This is a genomic window from Arthrobacter sp. CP30, assembly GCF_053470025.1.
Window position 1 is genome coordinate 374,706 of the sequence record NZ_JBQEMM010000001.1, and the last position, 21,038, is coordinate 395,743.

Sequence of the window (21,038 nt, forward strand, 5' to 3'; positions counted from 1 at the left end):
TTCTACTAGCTGACGCGAACGAAGGAGGATCCGGCGAGGTCGGACAGCGGGTGTTCCATGGTGGCGTTGATGCCGTTCATGCCGCTGCTGATGACCTTGCCGCCGCCGACGTAGATGGCGACGTGGCCCGGGCGGATGACGAGGTCACCAGGAGCCGGGGTGGCAACGACGGTCCCGAACTGGAAGAACTGCATGGGGCCGAGGTCCCCGACGTTCTTGCCGATCGAGCGCAGGGCCCGCTCGACGAGAATGGTGCAGTCCTGGGTGGAGCCGATCTGGGCGTAGGCCGAGGCGACCAGGGCAGCACCGACGCCGCTAGCGGCAACAGTGGGCTGAGCGGCAGCCGGAGCGGCCGGGGCTGCTGCAATGGGCGCAATGGATGCCGAGGTGAGGGAGATGCCGGCAGGCGCTGCGGCGGGAGCAGGTGCCGGGGCAGGTGCACTGTAGAAGACCTGGTTGGCAGGGAGCGCGGCAGGCACTGCTGCGGGGCTCACAACAGCACTGGCAGCGGCCGGACCGGAAAGCTTGATCTGCTGGCCCGGGTAGATCACCGATGCGAAGGACAGGCCGTTGGTGGCCAGCAGCGCATCAAGGTTCACACCATGGCGTGCAGCGATCGCGCCCATGGTGTCACCGGAAGCCACCGTGTAGGTACCAGCTGCAGACGCCTGAACAACAGGGGTCTGGACAGCGGGGGCCTGCACCGCAGGTGCCTGGGTGGTGACGGCGGTCGATGCGGCTTCGGAGTACGTTCCTGCCTGCGCTGCGGGGGCTCCGACGGCGAAGACGAGGCCGCCGGTTGCGGCGGCGACGATGGCCGGCTTACCCAGTGCGACGGCGCCGGTCTTTGCCGAATACGCCAGGCCTTCGAGGGCGACGGAGTGAGTGACGGCCGCGCGGTGGCGTGCCGGAATGGACGATCGTGACATGGTGATTGCCTCTCCCATGCCTGCGGGGTGAGCTGTCGGGTTCGGATGGGAGTCACCCGGCCGTCTCGAAGATCTATCCATCACAGCGTCATAGGACGAACCGTGGCAGACAGACTTCGTAGATCGGCTTAACCCCGAGGATCAACAACACGGGACGTGTCGCGATCCGGTGGAAACGTGGTTCCCCCGTCCCTGCCAACTGGGTGATGCGAACGGGTCCCGGGAGCAGCGGCAGGGCTCGGCATTCTGCGCGGGAGAGCGAACTCGGCGGGTGCCGGGGTCACGTGAGGACAATACCCTAGGGTGGTATCGATTGTCACGTTCCCATAACGCACACTCCTGAAGGATGCCAGTGACGGGGTGAGAAACAGATGACCAGATACGACGCGGAACTTCTTGGTCAGATGATCGTTCACCTGGTTCACCTTCTTCACGGATACTTAGGGGACCGTGCATCTCACACGGCTGAGAACCGCGTCGTCAACGCACTGGGCCACTCGTGTCGTCGACGATGATGATGAGGGAAGCAAAGATGACACTTCGCACCGAACACAACCTTAATGACATCTCCTCCAGGGGTGCGACACAATCGGGCGAAGCCCCGAACGTTGATGAGAGTAGTGGCACTCACCATGGTTACGCCGCTGACAGAAGTGCCTACCTGCGTCGGCTCAAGCGCATGGAAGGTCAGGTTCGTGGTATAGCCCGAATGGTCGAGGAGGACAAGTACTGCATCGACATCCTCACTCAGGTCGCTGCCGTCAACAGTGCCATGCATGCCTTCAGTCTCGGGCTCCTTGAGAGTCACCTGACGCATTGCGTTGCAGACGCTGCACGGGAGGCAGCAGGTACGAACATCACCGGCGATACAACCGACATAGGTCTGATCGATCAGAGAATTAAGGAAGCGACTCAAGCCATAGGGCGGCTGCTGAGATGACAGAACCCATTCGATGGGGTCAACGACAACAGCCGGTCACTAGCGCAGGCCTCGGCACTCTAGAAAACCGAAGCTTCCCAACACCATCGCGGCCGAGTCCTCAATGAGTAGGGCGTGGCCCCCGGCTCGATGACAGGGGTGTCTTGTTAGTCCCTTATACGGCTTTGACCGACTACCGACCGCGAGAGCTGCAGGGGTATCGCCGCAACCGGTGGTTGGGTTGCGTTACTGAGGTCGATCATCATTGAGGCAGCGACACCTTCACGGCCAATGTTCATCGGTGTCCGCTGACCCGATGAGAAACTCACCGAGTTTTCGTCCTACGGTCACCTGAATTCCACATTTCCCCGACGATGGCTGCATCTTTCTATAAAAGGGTCTCCTACGCAGACCGGCTGCTGCGGCTGTCGGTTGCCGCCCGGCCCTACCTGGTCACGGTCAGCGTCCCGATCCGCGATCATCTCGTGTCCGCCGATAGTGACCTCCATTGACGTCTGCCGTCGTGCCTCTTGGCTCTAGCTATTCCTCGGGGGTCGGGGTGTGTCGATTCTGAATTTCGCTGACCAGCCTTCATCAGGTCGAGGGTGAGCTTCCAAGCCACTCTTTCACCAACGGTCATTCGCAAATCGTGGGCGTAGACAGCTGGCGCGCCATATCGGTGATAGTGCTGCACCAACCTCTTGATCACTCATGGTTTGATTGCGCTGAGGAGAGTGCATTAATGCTTACGCGCGCGGGCTGGACCGGAAGCGGTTCATCAGTGACTGCGGGAACAGCCTGGCCTTGACCCTCGTGGACCACGGGCTCCCACGTCGCAGCGCACGGGTGACGATATCGACGTCGTCCCAGCGCGCTGGGACGGGCCGTGCGAGGGTGGCGGAGCCACCGCCGCGAACCGCGCCGCTCCCGCCGCCCGGCCGGACCGGTGGGATCGCACCGTCCGCCGGGATCCGCGCGGCGTACTCCTCGTGCTCGTAGGCGTTCCTGAGCCGGGCCAGCGACTGGGCAGGCTCGCCCGCGAGATCCGCCTCGTGGGCCAGGCGGGCTGCGAAGGTGCGCGGGGTGTCGGTCTCGTCGAGTGGGTGTCCGTAGTCGCCGGCGATCTCCGTCGTCTCGGCCCAGGCCGCGGTCGCGGCACCGTCGACGGCGGTCGACACGTCCGCGACGGCGACGGTCCGGCGGCGTGACCGGGTCCTGGCCGTGCGCAGCAGCAGGGGGACGAGGGCGAGCAGGGCGATCCCGCCGAGAGCGGCCGCACCGGCGCCGGGCGAGGCCTCGTTCCGCGGTCCGGCACCCTGGCCGCCCGCCGCAGCATCCGAGGGTTCCGCCGACGCGTCGGCCTCCGCTCCGACCCGGGGAAGGCTTCCCGGGTTCAGGGCGTCGGAGTCGTCCGCGCGCGGTCCCACCGGCGAGAAGGCCTGCTGCGCGTAGGTCGGCACCACGCCGCGGGACGGCGTCGGTTCGAACTGGACCCACCCGACCCCCTCGAAGTACAGCTCGGGCCAGGCGTGGGCATTGCGGGAGTCGACGACGAACTCGTTGAGCTCGGTGCCGTCGGGGCCCTCCTCGGTGTCGCCGGTCGGGCTTCCCGGCGTGTAGCCGACGGCCACCCTGCTGGGGATGCCGGCCGCCCGGGCCATCACGGCCATGGTCCCCGCGTAGTGCACGCAGTATCCCGACTTCGAGTCGAGGAAGCGGGCCATGACATCCATGCCGCTGCCGTCGTACCCGCCCTCCACGGGGGCCTCGACCGAGTACGTGAACTCCGGTCCCCGCAGGTAGTTCTGGATGGCCATCGCCTTGTCGTAGGGGTTCACGTACTCCCCGGTGATCTCGTCGGTCCTGGTGCGGACGATCTCCGGGGTGTCGTCGGGCAGCTCGCTGAAGATCGCGGGAACGGACTCGCTGTCCGACGGCCCGATCGACCCCAACCCCTCCCGCGTGAGTGACGCGGAGCGGGTCTCCACCAGGTACTCCTGCCGGGCCGTCGACCCGCCATCCGTCGCGAGGATGGACAGATTCGCCGGATCCCAGGCCCAGCTGCCCGCGAGGTTCGAGACACCGACGGGTGCGTACGGGGACAGCAGCCAGGGGCTCGCATAGCTCTGCGTCGTGATGCGCGTGAAAACCTGCTCGGCCTCGGCGTCCGCAGCCGGTGCTCCCGTCTCCGCGCCGATCTCCTCGACGCCCGCCTCGCGTTCGCCCCTCCGCTCGTCCGGCTCCCAGCGGCGTCCGCTGAAGTCCTCGAGCGTCACGGCCCGCAGGTAGACCGGGGTGTCCGCGTTGGTGGAGTAGGCGATGCGCCCGAAGCCCGTCGGGTTCCGGAGGTCGTTGCCGAGGGTGACGGCGGGATTCAGCCCCGTGGCATTGCCCCACAGGTTCAGGCGCGCGCCCTGCGGGAAGGCTCCCGAGGTGAAGCCGGGCACGAACATCGGCAGGACCACGGCGACGGCCAGGGCCGCGGCTCCGATCATCGCGCTGCGCCCGGCGAAGCCCGAGGACGCACGCGCCCCGCCCGACGCGAGCCGATTCCCCCGCCACTGCGCGACGGCGAGGAGGAGCAGGAACGCGAGGACCGTGGTGATGAAGGAAAACATGCCCACACCGGTGGGCTTCACGACGGCCGGCGAGATCATGACCGTGATCAGGGCCAGGCCGCTGGCTGCGGGCATGCGCAGGGTGGTCGAGAAGAGGTCGACGACGATCGCGATGAGCCCGAGCGCGGCGCAGACGATGAGGAAGATCCCTGCACTCGGCAGGACGGGAGCGACTTGGGACACCACCGTCTCCTCGGCCTGGGCGAGCAGGCGCTGCAGTTCCAGCGAGGTGCCCGGACCGGGTACCACCCCGAGGATGCTCTGGCGCGGGAAGAACTGGGCGGTCAGGGACCCGATGAAGGCGAGAACCCCCACGAGAGCGGTGATGATGCTGCCGAGGCGGAGCGCCCGCGTGGCGGCCATCGCCACCAGGACGGGGACGAGGGTGCCGACCACGGGCGCGAGCCACGTCCAGGGTTCGACGACACCGTTGAGGCTCGTGGCGGCCGCGAGCACCGCGAGGAGGCAGGCACCCGTCACGGCCCAGTGCCACGGGTCGGCCGACGGCGACGGTCGGGGAACGGCCGGCGCGGTGCCCGGAGCCGTCGCGGGGCGGGAGAAAGTCGAGGTCATGCTGATCCCCTCTGAGTGGCTACTGGTGTGAGGAACTCTGCTGAATTGGGCCAAGAATTACGTCTGGTCGGACCTCGGGCTCCCGTGGAATGTCTGCTCACTCAAGTGTGTCGCATGTCATCCTCGTCTCATTTCCTGCTTTCCCTTACTTCAAACCCTGAAGCGTGTGGATGAGTTCCTTGGGGCGTCGTGTTGAGACGAGCCAGTAGGGCGTTTTGTCTTCTTTGTCGGTGAGTTCGATGCGTACGACCCCGTCGATCCAGCCACGAATACAGAGGAAAGCGAGGCCGTGCAAGTTGGGGCCACGTTCGGCTGTGGCTTTGGGACCGATGAAGCTTTGCGTTCGGCCTACGTATTGCCGCTCTATACGAGCCCTTCCTACCTGGAGCTCAGTGGGAGTGACCCGGATGGTTGGGGTCGAGTTGAAGAGGGCGAACACGAGGCCGGCGAGGGTCAGCGCAGACGCGAGGAGGCTGATGAGTGCATCAATGGGAGCGAAGATGATCGCGGGGACTGTGGAGAGGCCGACGGTGATGACCCAGATTCCCGGGCTGGGATAAAGCTTCTCCTCGTACAGAATCTTTTGAGGAGCAGTGATGCTCTCTGTGTTGGGGGGAAGGTGATCGGGAGTGTGGTTCGGTCGGTTCATGGATGTCCTCCGGGTGGGATCAAGTGTGGTCGTGCTCGGTGCCAGGTGTTTCCAGCGAGAAGGCTGGGTGAGCACGACGCCGAGGATGAAGATCAGGGCGGCAGCGGGGTAGCCAGTCACTGCGTCCCATAGCGCGGGCATATGCGGGAGACGTTGCGGAGGGTTGATCAGTACATGTGCGACGCCGATGAGAGGTCCAACGAGCAGGAGGACCTTTCCGATTACTTGGAGATGGTTCTTGGGCGTGGTGGCCTTAGTGCGAGTGGCGGTCATGGGTGCTGCTTGGCAGCTGTAGTGATGGGCTGATCCCTGGGTTGCTGATCGAGATCGATTCCCCAGTGGTATGAGAGTTTGTGTCGGATTTTCGTTGCCTCGTTATGCAGGCCTGCGTCCTCCCCTCGGGCGAGGAGTGAGTATTCGACGATGGTGTTTCCCGCTGGTGTTGTGTGTGCTCTGATCCAGATGCGACGGCGTGCGGTGACGAGCGAAAGGATGAGCCCGGTTAGCGCGAGGGTGGAGAAGACCAAGGCGCCGATCTTCCCCGGGTCGTAGGTGATGTCGAGGGCGACGAATCGTTTGAGACCGTCGAAGGTGATGGATCCGCGCCCGTCGGGTAGGTCATAGGTTTGTCCGGGCTCAAGGACGATACCTCCGGCGTCGAGGTCTCGGCCGTTGAGTTGGGTGAGGTTCGTGGTGTCGAGTTGGTAGACGGACCGCGGTGTTCCGTCGTCGAGGCCGAGGTCTCCGTAGTAGGAGTTGAGGTTCAGTCTGGGGTTGAAGGGGTCAGGGTCAGAACCGAAGGCGAGGCCTTCGGAGTTGACTACGGCAGTCGGGAGAAAGAAACCGACGAATCCGAGCTGATCCGGTTGCGCATCGGGAGCTTTGATGACGATCGTCGAGGTGTACGCCGAGTCGGTCGGTTGGGATGGTACTGGCCCGGAGAAGGCGATGTTCCCTTGTCCGTCGCGGATTTCGATGAGCGGTGCGTATCCGTTACCGACGAGGTAGACGTTGGTGCCGCCGATGCCGATGGGCGCGTTAACCTTCAGTGCTCGGTCTTCAGCTGGCTTATCGGGGCTTTCCTGGACAGTCATGGATGCGGTGAAGTCCAGTGGCTGGCCGTAGGTGGATGGTTCGTCGCGGTTGAAGCGGACGTCGAAGTCGTTCAGGGTCAGCGCGAAGGGCGTCAGGGTGTCGGGGTTGAAGTTTGTTCCTGGCGAAAAGGAGTCGTAGCCGATGAGGGCGTTAGTGAAGCCTTCACCCTCGACAATCAGTTTCTGTCCCCGGTACCCGAACATACCGCCGATGGCGACAGAGACGAGGACTCCGATCAGAGCGGTGTGGAAGAGCAAATTGCCTGCTTCTTTGAGGAACCCGCGTTCGGCTCCGATGGAGGGAGTTGCAGTGCCTGCGTCGCGGATGTCGACCTTATATCGCAGCTTCCGGAGGACAGCTGCGGCGTCATTGATGGCAGTCAACGGGTCACGTGCCGTGAATCCTGGGGCGGGAGTGGGGAGTTCAAGGGTGCCGTGTTCGGGTAGTCGCGTGAATCGGCGGGGAGTACGGGGAGGGGATGAGCGCAGAGCTTTGAGATGCGCTTTGGTGCGGGGTAGGACACATCCGATCAGAGAGGTGAAGAGTAATAGGTAGATGGCGGAAAACCAGACCGAGGAGAATACGTCGAACATCTGTAGGCGATCGAGCCAGGGGCCTGTCTCGGGGTTGTCCTTGATGTATTGCGTGACGACGGCGGGATTTGCTCTGCGTTGGGGGAACAAGCTTCCGGGTACGGCTGCGACGGCCAGCAGCAGCAGCAGCTGAAGCGCCGTCCTCATACTCGTCAGCTGTCGCCAGATCCATCGGAGCATTTCGCGCGCGTTGAGGCTGGCAACAGCTACTTCCTGCCTCTGCACAGGGCGCGGGACAAGTCCTTGACTGGGTGAGGAGAGGTCGGGGTCTTCCGTGGCCGGAGTAGGGGTCCGTGGGGGGGTCTGGTCAGGCGAGGGACTACTGGACATTAGTGGGTCCACTGACAGTTCCACTGCTGGTCGAGGCAGCCGGTGAGATCCCAGAGTCTTCGGCGAGCACGTCGGCGATAAGGGTTCGAAGGGTACTTTCGTCCGCGATACCGAGAATGCGTGCGCTGACGCGTCCTTCTCTGTCCAGGACCAGGGTGGTGGGTACGGCCTGGGGCGGGACGTAGTTGGTGAGGCTGAGGAGAAGCTTGCCGTCGAGATCTTCGAAGCTGGGATAAGTGACGCCGAAGTTGCGCTCGAAGGCTTCGGCTGTGGGTTGCTCATCCCGGACGTTAATTCCATAGAAACTGACGCCATCGGGGGCGAATGACGTGCTGAGTTTCTGCAGGATGGGTGCTTCGACGCGACACGGGGCGCACGCTGCGTACCAGACGTTCAGGACGACGACATCACCGGCCCATTGGTCGGAGCTGACGGTTGTTCCGTCGAATAGCGTGCCCTCGATCTCCACTGGATCGCTGCGTGTGCCCGCAGCGTATTCCGCCACTGAGCCATCTCCAGCGATGTAGTTTTTGTCGTCGCCGGCATTGGCTTGCTCAGCGAGGGAGTTGTTCTGTGCAGAACAACCGGTGATGAGAAGTGCCGCCGTCACTAGCAGAGCGACAAGACCCGATGCGCGGGTACGGGGAAGCGAGATACGGGGCGGGGATGCATCCCGTCGGACCGTGTGCGGTGCCCACGGGGCACTTGGTGTATAGAGCCGGTTTGGGTTTATGCGGGCGGGGGCACTCATGATGCGATCTCTTTCCGATCGTGGTGTGCGCGAGGGATGGATGCGGTCAGTGGAAGTATCAAACGGGCGTGAGGAAGGTTCCTGCGAGGTTCTGGAGCTGGTAGATCCACAGCATCCAGACGCCGGTCACCATAAGGACTCCAACCCCCACGAGCAGGGCGCCGCCGACGAGGTTGAAGACGCGAATGTGGCGTCGAACGAAGGACAGGGCGGTAGTGACCCATTGCACTCCGAGCGCGACGAGGATGAACGGTATGCCCAGGCCAAGGCAGTAGACAAAACCCAGTAGCGCTCCACGCCACGCCGTACCGGTGGTGGTGCTCAGGGCCAGGACAGCGCTGAGAGTGGGGCCCATACAGGGAGTCCAACCCAAGCCGAAGACCACACCGAGTAAGGGGGCTCCGGCAATACCGGTGCGGGGCCGCCAAGAAATCTTTGCGGTCCGCTGCAGGAAGGGAAGCCGGCCAACCAATGCCACCCCCATGACGATGACGAACACGCCGAGGACCCGAATCAACGGGTCTTGCCAGCGCAGGAGCCAGGAGCCAATGACACCGAACGCGGCGCCGTAGAAGGTGAACACGAGGGCAAAGCCGAGGATGAACAGGGCGACACCAGTGAGCAGTCGACGCCGGTTATCCGGGCGGCCAGGCTCCGCCAGTCCGGAGACATAGCCCAGATAACCCGGAATGAGCGGCAGGATGCAGGGGGAGAGGAAGGACACGAGTCCTGCGGTCATCGCCAAAGGTATCGCGGCCAGTAAAGCTCCGGATTGGACGCTGTCCGCGAAGTATTCGCCGATGGTCATCAGCGGTACACCTGCGAGGCCACGGAGGTCGCCGGATAGTGGTGGATCCGGAGGTGATGGGGGGAAGTCATAGGTGGGGTCCTTGGGACACGGCAGCGCAGCAAGAGAGCGTGCAGCCGTGTGAAGAGTAGGCAGGGCTCATCCGGCAGTCGTTGAACCTGGCGGAAAAGTGAGGCGGGCTCGGGGAGGGCGCTGAATCCTAGATGCGGCTGACCGACAGTTGCAGCAGGCAGACACCGGCCGAACGCAGAGGAGAACCAACCGGCGGTCGGAGCTCGCGCGTCCTAGTACTGCCGGGGAGAAGAACCATGGCGCGCAGACAATAAAGGCCAATGAAGCCGGCCACGACCAGGACCATCGAACACAACGCGGTCGCCACCAAATGCCCATCAGGGCAGGCGGCAGCACACACATCTCCTAGGAGGACGTCCTGACTAAAGTCCGGCGCGACGAGGGGCGGCGGAGCCTGTTCAAAGACCTCGCCAGGTGTCAGGGCTGCGGAGACCTGCTGCGTGATGGTCGTCATGGAGGCGGCCTGTGCGGGTACGCCGCTGCTGGTCGAAAGCGCGGGCCCGGCCCATACGTGCAGGAAAGTAATGCCCAACAGGAGAACCACGACCCGCAGGTACCACCGGGCGGGCGAGGGAACGGCGGAGGGATTCAAGAGCATCATCTGATGCATGACTCTCCCAACGCTCCTGCTACATCATTCGTTCTCAATGGCATGGCCTTGCTTGATTCTACCGGCGGACAGTGACGGCGCTGATTCAGAAGGCTTCGCTCCAGCGCTGCAGTCCGGGGCCGTGGTCGATATCAGGAGGGCGGCACGGAGCCATTTGTGACGCCATCAACCCTACCAATTCAGCCATTCATGTATAGTACAGCGCGTGCTGACTAATGAACGATACCTCGACGTGATGAACAGGCTAGGACGGGCGATGGCCGATCCGACCCGGTCCCGTCTCCTTATGACCCTGCTCGACCATCCCGCCTATCCGGCGGACCTTGCCCGTGAACTGGAACTTACCCGGTCGAATGTCTCGAATCACCTCGCCTGTCTTCGGGATTGCGGCATCGTCATCGCTCACTCTGAGGGCCGGCAGACGCGCTACCAAATCGCTGACCCACACCTGGCTAAGGTCCTCACTTCCTTGGTTGAGGTGAGCCTCGCCGTCAACGAGGGAGCACCGTGCCTGGATGCTGGATGCTCTCTGCCGGGGTGCCAGAAGGCGGTGGTGACCGAGTGATTCTGTCCTCAGTTCTTCCAGCCATCGGCCTGTTCTTTCTCACCAACATCGACGACATCATCGTCCTCGCCCTGTTCTTTGCCCGCGGAGCGGGACAACGAGGAACCACAGCCCGAATCCTCGGCGGGCAGTACCTCGGTTTCATCGGGATCCTGGGCGCCGCGTTACTCGTCTCCCTCGGCGCAGGTGCTTTCCTTCCCGAAGAGGCCATTCCCTACTTCGGCCTCATACCTTTGCTGCTGGGCCTTCGGGTTGCATGGCAGGTATGGCGCAACCGAGACGACGACGATGATGACGACGACGAGGCGAAAGTTGCCGGCAAGAAGGTCGGTGTCCTGACTGTCGCTGCTGTGACCTTCGCCAACGGCGGCGACAATATCGGGGTTTATGTCCCGGTCTTCCTGAACGTCGGGCCAACCTCCGTCGTCGCCTACTGTGTAGTCTTCCTCGCCCTGGTGATCGTCCTCGTGTGGCTTGCCAAGTTCGTAGCCACACGACGTCCTGTCGCTGAGGCCCTCGAACGCTGGGAGCACATCCTGTTCCCGGTCGTCCTCATTGCTCTTGGTCTGTTCATTCTTATCAGTGGTGGAGCGTTCGGCCTGTGACGGCGTGCACCTACCTACCGCATCAGGGCGTTGGGTTTTCTTCCAGACCGTTCGGATTGCGCGTAGCAGCAACAACGGGAGAACGTGATGAGTGAGGACAAGTCCGCCACGTCTGCTGCGTTGAAAGCCCGCAACAGAGCCCGGGTGTGGATGCTGGTCGGTTCTCTGGCCCTGGCCGGCGCTGACCTCGCCGTGAAGGCCATCGTCGAGCGACATCTGCGTGAGGGGAAAACCATCGAAGGTGGATTCGTGGACTTGCGGCTGCACTTCAACCCAGGTGTTGCGTTCAGCTTCGGAGCCAATCTTCCGCCGATCGTCATCCTGCTGGGCACTGGAGCAATCATCGCGGGACTGGCATGGTTCCTTCTGGCATCGGTCAGGACGCTGGGCCGGTTGGGTCACATAGGAGGATCTTTCCTTCTTGGTGGGGCACTGGGTAATTTCTTTGACCGGCTGCTTGGCAGCGGTGTGGTCGATTACCTTTACATCTCCTGGTTCTCCACCTTCAACTTGGCTGACACCTTCGTCTCTATCGGCGTCGGGCTACTGGTCCTGGGAACCGTAATCAGCGCCCGCGGACACACACCCGAGCCAGACAACCCCTGACCTTCCTACTAAGTGCTCTCAGCCCTTAGTTCAGCCACTGACGCTGACATCGAAGACCATTGGGGTCGAGACTCCCCGAACGTCCAACTGGCGGACCCGGACGTCATCAAAAGTTGACATAACAATGGTCATCGGCACTCAATATCAAGCGGGGAGTACGCAGGTTACAAGACGAACAGGTTACTGCGCCAGTACCTGCCGAAGAACGATGACTTAAAGCAGTTCAGCCAGCCGGCCGTAGCGAGGTCGCGGACAAAATGATCACCAGACCACGGCAGGCTCTTGGTGGGTGATCTCGGCTGCTCTTTTCGGTAACAGGAACGCGACCTCGAGGGGCTAGGTGATGAGTTGTGAGACGAGGTGAAGGAAGCAACCCAAGCGCATCAGCCGGCTTCCGCGCTAACCCCCCACCCTCACTACAGCCCCACACCTAGCCCCACCCCCGCCTCGAACCCGATCCGCAGCGGCATCCTGTGCTGTAGGCCTGTTTTCGCGCACCCAGAATCGACTTACCAGCGGATACTTCCGCTGTGTTGCACCACACCTTGACTTATACCCCCGGGGGGTATAAGTTTGGCTGTACCTCAGAAGGTAGTCTCCTCTCCTCGGGACGCACGCCGTACAGGTCAACTGCACTGCGCGACGGAACCAGGGCCTCACCAGCACTCACACGTTCTTCGCCGCGGCTCCCTCAATAATTCGTTGCTCACTAATTGCAGGAGACCACCATGACTGACCTCGTCAGGACCCCGATGAACCTCACCGACATCAGCGGAACCCAGAACTCGGATGCGGACTCCCCTACGGGAGGGTCGTGTGGGTGCTGCGCACCCCAGCAGGCCACGGCACCGCAACCGGCGATCGAAGGCACCGTGTCTGCCGACTATGCGGTGACTGGCCTGACCTGCGGTTCCTGCGCAGGCCGTGTCAGTACCGCCATCGGCGCCCTGGACGGCGTGGAGGATGTTCAGATCGCTCTCGTTCCTGGCGGCGTGTCCACCGTCAGCGTCACCACCACGCAGCCCCTTGCCGCGTCGTCCGTTCAGGACGCCGTCGAGAAGGCCGGCTACCAGCTCGCGACCGCTTGAGCCGACCGGCACAGGCACGGGCCCCTCTCCCCGAGCGGGCTCAAAGGAAGAGTCACCATGAGCAAAAATCAGAACGTCAACAATCAGCACCACCACCCGGACGGACCGGAATCGACGCACGGGCAGGCCATGCCCGACGGTCACGCCCACTCGGCGATCTCCACCCAGGAGCACCCCGAGAAAGACCATGAACCGGGCCAACACGCGAACCACCCGGACCACGGAACGGGTCATCACGCGGGTCATGGCACGGGCAATCACGCAGGTCATGGCGCGGGTCATGGCACGGATGAGGATCATCAGGTCCATTCCCACGGCGAGCATGCGGGGCATTCCACCGCGATGTTCAAGAACAAGTTCTGGCTCAGTCTGGTCCTCGCGATTCCCGTGGTTGCTTTCAGTCCCATGTTCACGATGCTCTTTGGGGTCATGCCCCCAGAATTCCCGGGCTCGCGGTGGATCGCCCCGATCCTGGGCACGGTCATCTTCGTGTACGGCGGCGCCCCGTTCCTCAAGGGCGGCGTGACGGAGCTGAAGTCCCGGCAGCCGGGCATGATGCTGCTGATCGCTATGGCGATCAGCGTCGCCTTCATCGCCTCGTGGGTGACCACGCTCGGTATCGGCAGGTTCGACCTGGACTTCTGGTGGGAGCTGGCCCTGCTGGTGGTCATCATGCTCCTGGGGCACTGGATGGAAATGCGTGCCCTCGGCTCCGCGGCCGGCGCCCTGGATGCCCTGGCCGCCCTGCTGCCCGACGAAGCAGACAAGGTCACCGGGACCGGACCTGCTGCACGGGTCGAGACCGTGCCGGTCAGCTCCCTGGTCACCGGGGACGTTGTCCTCGTCCGCTCCGGGGCTCGGGTCCCCGCGGACGGACAGATCATCGACGGGACCGCGGAGTTCGACGAATCGATGATCACCGGTGAGTCCCGCACGGTGTCCCGCACCATTGGGGAGACGGTCGTCGCCGGCACCGTAGCGACCGACAACGCAGTCCGCGTGCAGGTCACGGCGGTCGGCGCGGACACCACCCTGGCCGGGATCCAACGCCTGGTCGCCGAGGCGCAGGCCTCCTCCTCGAGGGCGCAGGCCCTCGCGGACCGGGCCGCGGCCCTGCTGTTCTATTTCGCCCTCGGTGCCGGCATTCTGACCTTCATCGCGTGGATGCTCCTGGGCAGCCCGGATGACGCTGTCATCCGCACTGTCACGGTGCTGGTGATTGCCTGCCCGCACGCCCTGGGCCTGGCGATCCCCCTGGTGATCGCGATCTCGACCGAACGCGCCGCGAAGGCCGGGGTGCTGATCAAGAACCGCATCGCCCTGGAGCGGATGCGTACCATCGACGTCGTCCTGTTCGACAAGACCGGGACCCTCACCGAAGGACAGCACGCGGTCACCGCGACCACCACTGTCACCGGTGTCGCAGAGGCTGAGCTCCTGGCCCTGGCGGGGGCCGCGGAAGCCGACAGTGAGCACCCCGTCGCCCGGGCCATCGTCACCGCCGCCCGCACCAACCCGGCAGCAACCAGCCTCGGCTACACGGGCAGTAACTTCACGTCGATGACAGGTCGCGGTGTCCGAGCGGCCGTCAACGGCCTTGACGTCGCTGTGGGCGGCCCGAACATGCTCAAGGAACTCGGCCTGAGCACTCCTTCCGATATCGCTGGGACGGTGCAGGACTGGGTGGGCCGTGGCGCGTCTGTCCTGCACGTCATCCGTGATGGCTCCGTGATCGGTGCGGTCCGGCTGGAGGACAAGGTCCGGGAGGAATCCCGGGCCGCCGTGAAAGCGCTGCAGGCCCGTGGGGTGAAGGTCGCGATGATCACCGGTGATGCACGCCAGGTCGCCGACGTCGTCGGTAAGGAGCTGGGCATTGATGAGGTGTTCGCTGATGTCCTGCCGCAGGATAAGGACTCCAAGGTCACCGAACTGCAGTCCCGGGGATTGAGGGTCGCGATGGTCGGTGACGGCGTGAACGACGCCCCAGCCCTCGCCCGGGCCGAGGTCGGTATCGCGATCGGTGCCGGAACAGATGTGGCCATGGAGTCCGCCGGTGTCGTCCTCGCCGGCAACGATCCGAGGGCCGTGCTGGCGATGATCGACCTGTCCCGGGCCAGCTACCGCAAAATGATCCAGAACCTGATCTGGGCCACCGGGTACAACGTGCTCGCCGTTCCCCTGGCCGCAGGTGTCCTGGCGTTCGCGGGGATCCTGCTCTCCCCCGCCGCCGGGGCGGTGCTCATGAGTGTGTCCACGATCGTGGTGGCGCTCAACGCGCAGCTGCTGCGGCGGATCGACCTCAGGCCGGAACGGATCAGCACCCACTGAGATGACGACCCCCTCTGAGGTGTTCCGCCCGGGCATTGAACCTGCTCGCTAATCTGTTCGTTGGGCAGGTTGGTTGAGCAGGTTCGGTGCTCGTGGACGCATCTCGTTACGCTTAGATACCACGACGTGAACGCAGCACCGCACCGGCGCCGACCGGTCAGCCTGACCCTGGCGTCATCAGCATTATCGGCGTCAGTGCACCCGCATGAGGCGCATGAAGATCAGCAAGGTCAGTCAGGGCGGTCAGGGAACCGGAAGGAGATGAGGACGTGATGAGGACGGTGATCAGCGCCGGCACGCGCCATCCCGCGATGCTCCGCACGTCCCTGGGCTCCCTGCTTCCTGCCCTGCTCTCGTTCGTCGGTTTGACCGCTGTGATCGTCGGGATCCTCGCCATGCACGTGTGGATGGGCGGACACGGGGCGACAGCGCACCACAGCGCCGGCTCCATGACCCTGAGTTCCACACCGTCGAACTCCACAGCGCTGAACACCGCGCCGGCGGACCCCACCGCGATTCATTCTGGCTCCGCACTAGTGTCTTCGGCAGTGTCCCCAGTGGTGTCATCCGGTCACACACACGGCGATGCTGCGGCGCAGCTGCTGCCCGCTCTGACCCAGGCGGCCGGGGACCTGGCGGATCAGGGAATGCCTGCAGGGTGCGGTGCGGACTGCGCCGACGAGATGGCCTTGAGCATGTGCGTGCTCGCCCTTGTCCTCGTCGGCATCGCCTGGCTCCTCACCCCCACCGGACGGGCCCTCACGTCCTCGCTGCGTCGCCGCGGACCACCCCTGACGTACTGGGCGTCCCGACCAGCTCCTACCCCTTCACTGACTCAACTCTGCATCAGTCGCACATAGAATCCGCGGCCCGTACCCGCCCCTTACGGGCGGTAGGCCGACATCCCAGCATGCCCGCACGCCCCTCGATGCATGCGCGTCGATCGACGGCGTAGCCGGCGCTGCCTCACCCCGTTGGCCCTGTCTGGGCGGGGGTGAGCGACCGATAGCACACCACTTTTTGAGCTTTGAAGGATCTGACCACTATGAAGCGTTACCTTTCCCTTGCCGCACTGAGTTTGGCCACGGCCCTCACCCTCTCCGCCTGCGGCGCCGACTCCGGCACCACCAGCACCGACACGACCAGCACCGAAGCGGCAGCTCCTGCCTCGAGCGCAGCTGCTGAAACGACCTCGTCCGCTGAGGCGTCAGCAACCACCGGTTCGGATGCCGTGTCTGAGGAGCACAATGACGCGGATGTCATGTTCGCGCAGATGATGATCCCTCACCACCAGCAGGCGGTGGAGATGAGCGACATGATGCTCGCCAAGGACGACATCAGCCCGGAAATCACGGATCTCGCGACGAAGATCAAGGACGCCCAGGGTCCTGAGGTCGAGACGATGACCGGTTGGCTGGAAGCCTGGGGTGAGCCCATGGAGCCCGAAGGCGGCATGGAAGGCCACGACATGGGCGACATGGGGTCCGACTCGGAATCCATGGGCGGCATGGAGGGAATGATGAGCGAGGACCAGATGTCCGCCCTCGAATCCGCCGAAGGCACCGAGGCGTCCCGCATGTTCCTGGAGTCCATGACCGCCCACCACGAGGGCGCCATCGGTATGGCTCAGACCGAGATCAATGACGGCGAGAACCCCGAAGCGATCGAGCTGGCCGAAACCATCGTCGACTCCCAGCAGGCCGAAATCGACGAGATGAAAGAGCTGCTCGCGGGCCTCTGACCCCACGCCAGTTCCACCACGCAGTCCACCCCTCAATCAGGTGTCCCCTTGAGGACCTGACCCGAAGGTGGACTGCCCTCTGACAGGTGCCGGTGTGGGGGCCCCGTTCCCTCCACACCGGCACCGTTTCGACCACCCACCGAACCCTCAGTCACCGGTCAGCGAGCCGGCGACCCTCCCTGTGTCGACTGATTTTTCGACGCTTCCTGTAAGGACTGCCTGTTGCCTTCTCCCCTGTACCGCGCCGCGCACCTTGGCTCGATTGCTGTCCTCGCCGTACTGCTCAGCGCCTGCACCACCACAACCTCGACCTCCCTGGACACACCAGAGGACGCATCAGCGGATGCACCAGCGACACCCTCATCACCGGCCGACTACCCGTCCGGGCACATCCACGGCATGAGCGTCGATCCGGGCACCAACCGCATCCTGCTCGCCACCCACGACGGCCTCTTCGACGTCAGCCGATCCCCGGTCCAGCAAATCGGCCCGACGATCGACCTCATGGGCTTCACCACCACCAGCGACGGGACCCTATACGCATCAGGACACCCCGGACCAGGCACGGACCTTCCCGATCCCGTCGGCCTGATCACCAGCACCGACGACGGCCTCACCTGGGAACCCGTGTCCCGGCAGGGTGAAACCGACTTCCACTCCCTCGCCGCCACACAGGACGGTCTCATCGGGCACGAAGGGCGCATCCTTACCAGCCCGGACGGGCAGCAGTGGACCGTCACGAGCGAGAACCTCCCCGCTTTCAACCTCTCGGCATCACAAGACGGTGTCGTCCTTGCCACCACCGAGGACGGCCCGTACCGATCCGACGACAATGGAGCGACATGGGAACCGGTGGCTGACGCCCCGGTTCTGATCTTCACGACCTTCGCCGGCGACACTGCGATCGGAGTCACCCCCGACGGCGTCGTACACACCAGCGCTGACGCGGGCCTGACCTGGGCACAGCAAGGAACCATTGAAGGGGAACCCGCAGCGATAGCCGCCACCCACACCAATGACGACACACACCGCATCTGGATCGCCACAGATAAGGGCATCCAGGTTTCCAGCGACAACGGAACCACCTTCACATATTCGCCGCGCCCAAATTAGAACTCATCTGGCTCACGGGACGGATGCACTCATCTCGCGGACAACCTCCCATAGAACACTCCAAGGCCGCCGCTATCGGGACGGCGCACCCTGTCTCATTAATCGTGTCCGAGAGCTATTTGCCGCACCCCGTTCACGCGGCACGCTGTAGTTCCACCCTCGATGACCACGATTTTCGACATGTCTTGAAAACCTAAAGCTTCCTAGGACACCTGCAGCGGTTCCAGCTCGAGGGACCACTCCCCCGCGATTACAGGCCTCTTCCTGTCTCGGAAACTTGTCTCGCCATGTTTCGTATCTGGTAGCCGGTCACCAAGTTCCTCCACGGCTTTTAAGCCAAGAAGCCACTTCACCCCGAACAACGTGCACATCGCGTGCAGTTGGTTTCACAGGTTGCGGGGTACTGATATTTGAACCGGGCCGGAGACGGCGCCCACCGGTCAGCACAGTCGCGTCAGAGGCAGCTTTACGGCTGTCAGCATTGACGAAAGCTGCGTCGGGCCTCCTTTGAGCGAGTACTGCACTGAGGATCGGAGCCGCGACGTTTGTCAGACAGTTGGTCACACTCACCTCGTCGGGGGCATCCATTCTCCAATCTGCCTCCACGAACGGTGGGATCATGTCACGCCGACTCCCAGGGGGAATTTTGCCCGTCCGTGACTGCGCCCCGTGCATCACGATATGAACCACGTCATAGAAAGGGCGAGTCTCCGTCGACCAGTCAGGCGGCGAGAATTGCTGCGGATGATTCAGGAGTGCTCGAAATCGCCGGGCAGACTCCAACTCGTGGAACACCAGCGATCCGACGTTGAAGTGCGCTGGAAGATCGGCGTGATACTTCTCCAACCACGTCAGAAAGGGCTTGTTCTCCGTGTAGGCGACACCTCCGAAGATTTTGGAGAATCGCGCCACCACCGAGGAGAGGTGAGACAGCGCACTGTAGTACGTGTCGAAGTAAATCTTTGTCGAAGAGTACAGGCGCCGCTTCTGCCGGTCGTCCGGCCACTGACGACCAGTCCGCGGATCGACGGTGAAGCCTGATCGCAGGAGGTCAACGTCATCACGATGCTCGATCAAGTGCTCCATCTCCTCAAGGAACCCACGAACAGCCTGACCTTCGTACCGATTGAACTCGAGCAGCGCGAACGCATCGCTCCATGCATCGACAGTGGAGTGATCAACGACATGCTCGATGCGTTTCCTGTGCTGCATGCCATGAGATTACGGTTCAGCTCTGTCAATTCAGACAAGCTCTCTTCCTTGGTCACCAAGCACGAACAGCGATGAGCTGCAGGAAGGCTTGCGCTTATGGTCAACAACAACGATGCGAGGTGTCGTTCATCAGACGACCGTCCATAAGACATCCAGAAGTAGCTGCGCCCGGAGCGGTAGTCGTGTTGCGTGAGCCGTGTCCGGACGCTGTGTACTGCGAGCAACCTTGGTAGTGCAAATTGGGGAAGCCCTAGAAAAGCGTTGGGGCTTCGGGGTCGATGCCGGCCAGCAGGGGTCGGATGATCGGTTCATTCCATCCGTGCTCGAGGAGGGCTGTGCGCAGCTCGACGGACTGGGCCCGGAACTGGGCGCGGCCGACACCGCGCCATCGGAAGGTCGACGCGTTTGCATGCCGGCCTTTCTGGGATCGGTCGAGCATGTTCAACGCCTGAGTGCCGGGTAGCAGGTGTGTTTCTGTTCCGGTGCTGGCGTGGACGCATAGAGGGACGTCGCAGACGTGCATGAGCGCGATGCCGGGGTGCAGGGTATCTCCGGTGAGGTGTTCGTAGGCGTAGCGTTGCGGCCGCAGGGCGCGTTGCTCGCCGTCTCTGGTGACCCAGAACCGCCCGTAGCCGTCGTCAGCGACGGCTCCGGTCCAGATCCAGCAGTCATGCGGCAGCGGGCCTTTGACTACTTTCTCCCAGAACCGGTCAGCTTCCCCCCTGCGCGTTCTCATCCCCAGTTACCTCTGCCAGGACGTCATCGAACGCGCACCGGCCCCCGGACGATCGGCCGGCGACCTTCCATCCGGACCACACCGGCGATGACGAGGGCCCCTGCAGCAGCGATCATGAGCTGTCCCCACCACGGCGCGCCGGCTGCGGTCGCGACCAACCACATCGAGAAAAACCAGAGGCCGACGGCCAACGCACCAGCGACCTGGTTACGGACCCGCGGCGGAATCGGCAGCAGCAGCAGGGGAAGTCGGATGAGAGCGCGGACGAACCGGTAGCTGTACCGGATGCTCGAGGTGAGCAACCAGCGGATGATCCTGATCATCATGTTCTCCTGGTGGCCGGCGGGTCTTGGCTGTTGAGTTCGGCTTCAGTGGCGATATTGAGGTAGCGGTACACGGTCGCACGGCTCGCGCCGATGATCTTGCCAATGTCTGCCGGCGCGAGCCCCTGGGCTTTCAGCTCCCTAACGCGTTTCACCTTCGCGTGGTCGGTCGTAACTTCCCGCCGGCCAGCTTTCCGTCCGTGCTCGGCGGCTACTGCCATACCGGCTCTGGTCCGCTCGGCGAGCTGGTCGCGCTCGAGCTGCGCGAAGGCCGACATGACCGTCAGCATGGCTCGCCCCATGGGACCGGTAGTGCTGATCCCCTCAGTCACGCTGCGAAAATGGACTCCCCTACGCTCGAGGTCGTCGATGAGGGCTAGCAGGTTCCGGGTGTTGCGTCCCAACCGGTCCAGCTTCCACACCACGACCTCGTCACCGCTTCGGAGGTGGTCGAGGAGCTTGTCGAGCTCCGGTCGACTCGCCATCGTGCCGCTCACCCCATGATCGGTGAAGATGCGGCTGCACCCAGCCGCAGAAAGCGCTGCGTGCTGCAGATCCGCGTTCTGTTCCAGCGTGCTGACTCTCGCGTACCCGATGCTTCCCACCTTGCCGCTCCTAACACTCATCAAAGGCCCGATTCCGCTTTGATGAGAATACTCGACGTGAGACACATTGCCGAGACAACATGCGACCCCACAATCTCGCGTCGATGCTGATAACGATCGGGCCTCTGGGCGCCCAACTGAACCGTCCGGTCAAAGGATCCTTTGACTG

19 protein-coding genes and 1 riboswitch are annotated in these 21,038 nt (G+C 63.4%); of the genes, 8 read left to right on the plus strand and 11 right to left on the minus strand.

From position 1 onward, the window contains the following. Positions 1 to 5: 5 nt before the first annotated feature. Positions 6 to 929 (minus strand): LysM peptidoglycan-binding domain-containing protein, encoded by a 924-nt coding sequence (locus tag ACTIMO_RS01885; RefSeq protein WP_448181305.1) that lies wholly within the window; start codon positions 927 to 929, stop codon positions 6 to 8. A gap of 2 nt (positions 930 to 931) precedes the next feature. Beyond that, positions 932 to 1,150, minus strand: a riboswitch (cyclic di-AMP (ydaO/yuaA leader). A 311-nt stretch (positions 1,151 to 1,461) separates the two neighbouring features. On the opposite strand from ACTIMO_RS01885, the gene ACTIMO_RS01890 reads away from it, so the two are divergent. Next, positions 1,462 to 1,869 (plus strand): metal-sensitive transcriptional regulator, encoded by a 408-nt coding sequence (locus ACTIMO_RS01890; RefSeq protein ID WP_448181306.1) that lies wholly within the window; start codon positions 1,462 to 1,464, stop codon positions 1,867 to 1,869. Between the two features lie 725 nt (positions 1,870 to 2,594). On the opposite strand, the gene ACTIMO_RS01895 is transcribed toward ACTIMO_RS01890, so the two are convergent. From ACTIMO_RS01895 to ACTIMO_RS01920, 6 genes are all read right to left on the minus strand, one after another. Then, a complete protein-coding gene (locus tag ACTIMO_RS01895; RefSeq protein ID WP_448181307.1) occupies positions 2,595 to 5,039 on the minus strand; it encodes a transglutaminase family protein in 2,445 nt (814 codons plus the stop codon). 145 nt (positions 5,040 to 5,184) lie between these two features. Further along, positions 5,185 to 5,961: a DUF3093 domain-containing protein gene (locus tag ACTIMO_RS01900; protein ID WP_448181308.1), complete on the minus strand. Its 777-nt coding sequence runs from the start codon at positions 5,959 to 5,961 to the stop codon at positions 5,185 to 5,187. Then, on the minus strand, positions 5,958 to 7,556 hold the full coding sequence (gene resB / locus ACTIMO_RS01905; protein ID WP_448181482.1) for a cytochrome c biogenesis protein ResB: 1,599 nt from the start codon (positions 7,554 to 7,556) through the stop codon (positions 5,958 to 5,960). The genes ACTIMO_RS01900 and resB overlap by 4 nt, the downstream gene beginning before the upstream one ends. Before the next feature lie 139 nt (positions 7,557 to 7,695). Then, a complete protein-coding gene (locus ACTIMO_RS01910; protein ID WP_448181483.1) occupies positions 7,696 to 8,322 on the minus strand; it encodes a TlpA family protein disulfide reductase in 627 nt (208 codons plus the stop codon). 193 nt (positions 8,323 to 8,515) lie between these two features. Continuing rightward, entirely contained in the window at positions 8,516 to 9,265 is a 750-nt protein-coding gene (locus tag ACTIMO_RS01915; protein WP_448181309.1) for a cytochrome c biogenesis CcdA family protein, read from the minus strand. Positions 9,266 to 9,464: 199 nt separating this feature from the next. Then, entirely contained in the window at positions 9,465 to 9,791 is a 327-nt protein-coding gene (locus ACTIMO_RS01920; protein WP_448181310.1) for a hypothetical protein, read from the minus strand. 361 nt (positions 9,792 to 10,152) lie between these two features. Between ACTIMO_RS01920 and cmtR the strand changes: the two genes are divergently transcribed. The 7 genes from cmtR to ACTIMO_RS01955 all read left to right on the plus strand — a co-directional run bounded on the left by cmtR (position 10,153) and on the right by ACTIMO_RS01955 (position 17,993). Continuing rightward, on the plus strand, positions 10,153 to 10,512 hold the full coding sequence (cmtR, locus tag ACTIMO_RS01925; RefSeq protein WP_442884927.1) for a Cd(II)/Pb(II)-sensing metalloregulatory transcriptional regulator CmtR: 360 nt from the start codon (positions 10,153 to 10,155) through the stop codon (positions 10,510 to 10,512). Beyond that, positions 10,509 to 11,117: a cadmium resistance transporter gene (locus ACTIMO_RS01930; RefSeq protein WP_448181311.1), complete on the plus strand. Its 609-nt coding sequence runs from the start codon at positions 10,509 to 10,511 to the stop codon at positions 11,115 to 11,117. The genes cmtR and ACTIMO_RS01930 overlap by 4 nt, the downstream gene beginning before the upstream one ends. An 87-nt stretch (positions 11,118 to 11,204) precedes the next feature. Beyond that, positions 11,205 to 11,723, plus strand: coding sequence for a signal peptidase II (gene lspA, locus ACTIMO_RS01935; protein WP_448181312.1), 519 nt, complete (start codon positions 11,205 to 11,207; stop codon positions 11,721 to 11,723). Between the two features lie 728 nt (positions 11,724 to 12,451). Next, positions 12,452 to 12,811: a heavy-metal-associated domain-containing protein gene (locus ACTIMO_RS01940; protein ID WP_448181313.1), complete on the plus strand. Its 360-nt coding sequence runs from the start codon at positions 12,452 to 12,454 to the stop codon at positions 12,809 to 12,811. Positions 12,812 to 12,940: 129 nt separating this feature from the next. Next, entirely contained in the window at positions 12,941 to 15,139 is a 2,199-nt protein-coding gene (locus ACTIMO_RS01945; RefSeq protein WP_448181484.1) for a heavy metal translocating P-type ATPase, read from the plus strand. A 1,045-nt stretch (positions 15,140 to 16,184) separates the two neighbouring features. Further along, positions 16,185 to 16,880 (plus strand): DUF305 domain-containing protein, encoded by a 696-nt coding sequence (locus tag ACTIMO_RS01950; RefSeq protein ID WP_448181485.1) that lies wholly within the window; start codon positions 16,185 to 16,187, stop codon positions 16,878 to 16,880. A gap of 222 nt (positions 16,881 to 17,102) precedes the next feature. Next, positions 17,103 to 17,993: a F510_1955 family glycosylhydrolase gene (locus ACTIMO_RS01955; protein ID WP_448181314.1), complete on the plus strand. Its 891-nt coding sequence runs from the start codon at positions 17,103 to 17,105 to the stop codon at positions 17,991 to 17,993. A gap of 309 nt (positions 17,994 to 18,302) precedes the next feature. Here ACTIMO_RS01955 and ACTIMO_RS01960 read toward each other — a convergent pair whose 3' ends face one another. The 4 genes from ACTIMO_RS01960 to ACTIMO_RS01975 all read right to left on the minus strand — a co-directional run bounded on the left by ACTIMO_RS01960 (position 18,303) and on the right by ACTIMO_RS01975 (position 20,869). Continuing rightward, positions 18,303 to 19,205, minus strand: coding sequence for a hypothetical protein (locus ACTIMO_RS01960; RefSeq protein WP_448181315.1), 903 nt, complete (start codon positions 19,203 to 19,205; stop codon positions 18,303 to 18,305). A gap of 250 nt (positions 19,206 to 19,455) precedes the next feature. Beyond that, a complete protein-coding gene (locus tag ACTIMO_RS01965) occupies positions 19,456 to 19,941 on the minus strand; it encodes a hypothetical protein (RefSeq protein ID WP_448181316.1) in 486 nt (161 codons plus the stop codon). A 23-nt stretch (positions 19,942 to 19,964) separates the two neighbouring features. Next, positions 19,965 to 20,267 (minus strand): hypothetical protein, encoded by a 303-nt coding sequence (locus ACTIMO_RS01970; protein ID WP_448181317.1) that lies wholly within the window; start codon positions 20,265 to 20,267, stop codon positions 19,965 to 19,967. After that, positions 20,264 to 20,869, minus strand: a complete 606-nt coding sequence (locus tag ACTIMO_RS01975; RefSeq protein WP_448181318.1) for a recombinase family protein — start codon at positions 20,867 to 20,869, stop codon at positions 20,264 to 20,266. The genes ACTIMO_RS01970 and ACTIMO_RS01975 overlap by 4 nt, the downstream gene beginning before the upstream one ends. Between the last annotated feature and the right edge of the window lie 169 nt (positions 20,870 to 21,038).

Bases quoted from the DNA above. Each gene is read 5' to 3' on its own strand.
- ACTIMO_RS01890 (WP_448181306.1), top strand. From the start codon at position 1,462: ATGACACTTCGCACCGAACACAACCTTAATGACATCTCCTCCAGGGGT.
- lspA (WP_448181312.1), top strand. From the start codon at position 11,205: ATGAGTGAGGACAAGTCCGCCACGTCTGCTGCGTTGAAAGCCCGCAAC.
- ACTIMO_RS01950 (WP_448181485.1), top strand. From the start codon at position 16,185: ATGAAGCGTTACCTTTCCCTTGCCGCACTGAGTTTGGCCACGGCCCTC.
- ACTIMO_RS01885 (WP_448181305.1), bottom strand. From the start codon at position 929: ATGTCACGATCGTCCATTCCGGCACGCCACCGCGCGGCCGTCACTCAC.
- resB (WP_448181482.1), bottom strand. From the start codon at position 7,556: ATGCTCCGATGGATCTGGCGACAGCTGACGAGTATGAGGACGGCGCTT.
- ACTIMO_RS01970 (WP_448181317.1), bottom strand. From the start codon at position 20,267: ATGATGATCAGGATCATCCGCTGGTTGCTCACCTCGAGCATCCGGTAC.
- ACTIMO_RS01945 (WP_448181484.1), top strand. From the start codon at position 12,941: ATGCCCGACGGTCACGCCCACTCGGCGATCTCCACCCAGGAGCACCCC.
- ACTIMO_RS01965 (WP_448181316.1), bottom strand. From the start codon at position 19,941: ATGAGAACGCGCAGGGGGGAAGCTGACCGGTTCTGGGAGAAAGTAGTC.
- ACTIMO_RS01960 (WP_448181315.1), bottom strand. From the start codon at position 19,205: ATGCAGCACAGGAAACGCATCGAGCATGTCGTTGATCACTCCACTGTC.
- ACTIMO_RS01920 (WP_448181310.1), bottom strand. From the start codon at position 9,791: ATGACGACCATCACGCAGCAGGTCTCCGCAGCCCTGACACCTGGCGAG.
- ACTIMO_RS01895 (WP_448181307.1), bottom strand. From the start codon at position 5,039: ATGACCTCGACTTTCTCCCGCCCCGCGACGGCTCCGGGCACCGCGCCG.
- ACTIMO_RS01900 (WP_448181308.1), bottom strand. From the start codon at position 5,961: ATGACCGCCACTCGCACTAAGGCCACCACGCCCAAGAACCATCTCCAA.
- ACTIMO_RS01915 (WP_448181309.1), bottom strand. From the start codon at position 9,265: ATGACCATCGGCGAATACTTCGCGGACAGCGTCCAATCCGGAGCTTTA.
- ACTIMO_RS01940 (WP_448181313.1), top strand. From the start codon at position 12,452: ATGACTGACCTCGTCAGGACCCCGATGAACCTCACCGACATCAGCGGA.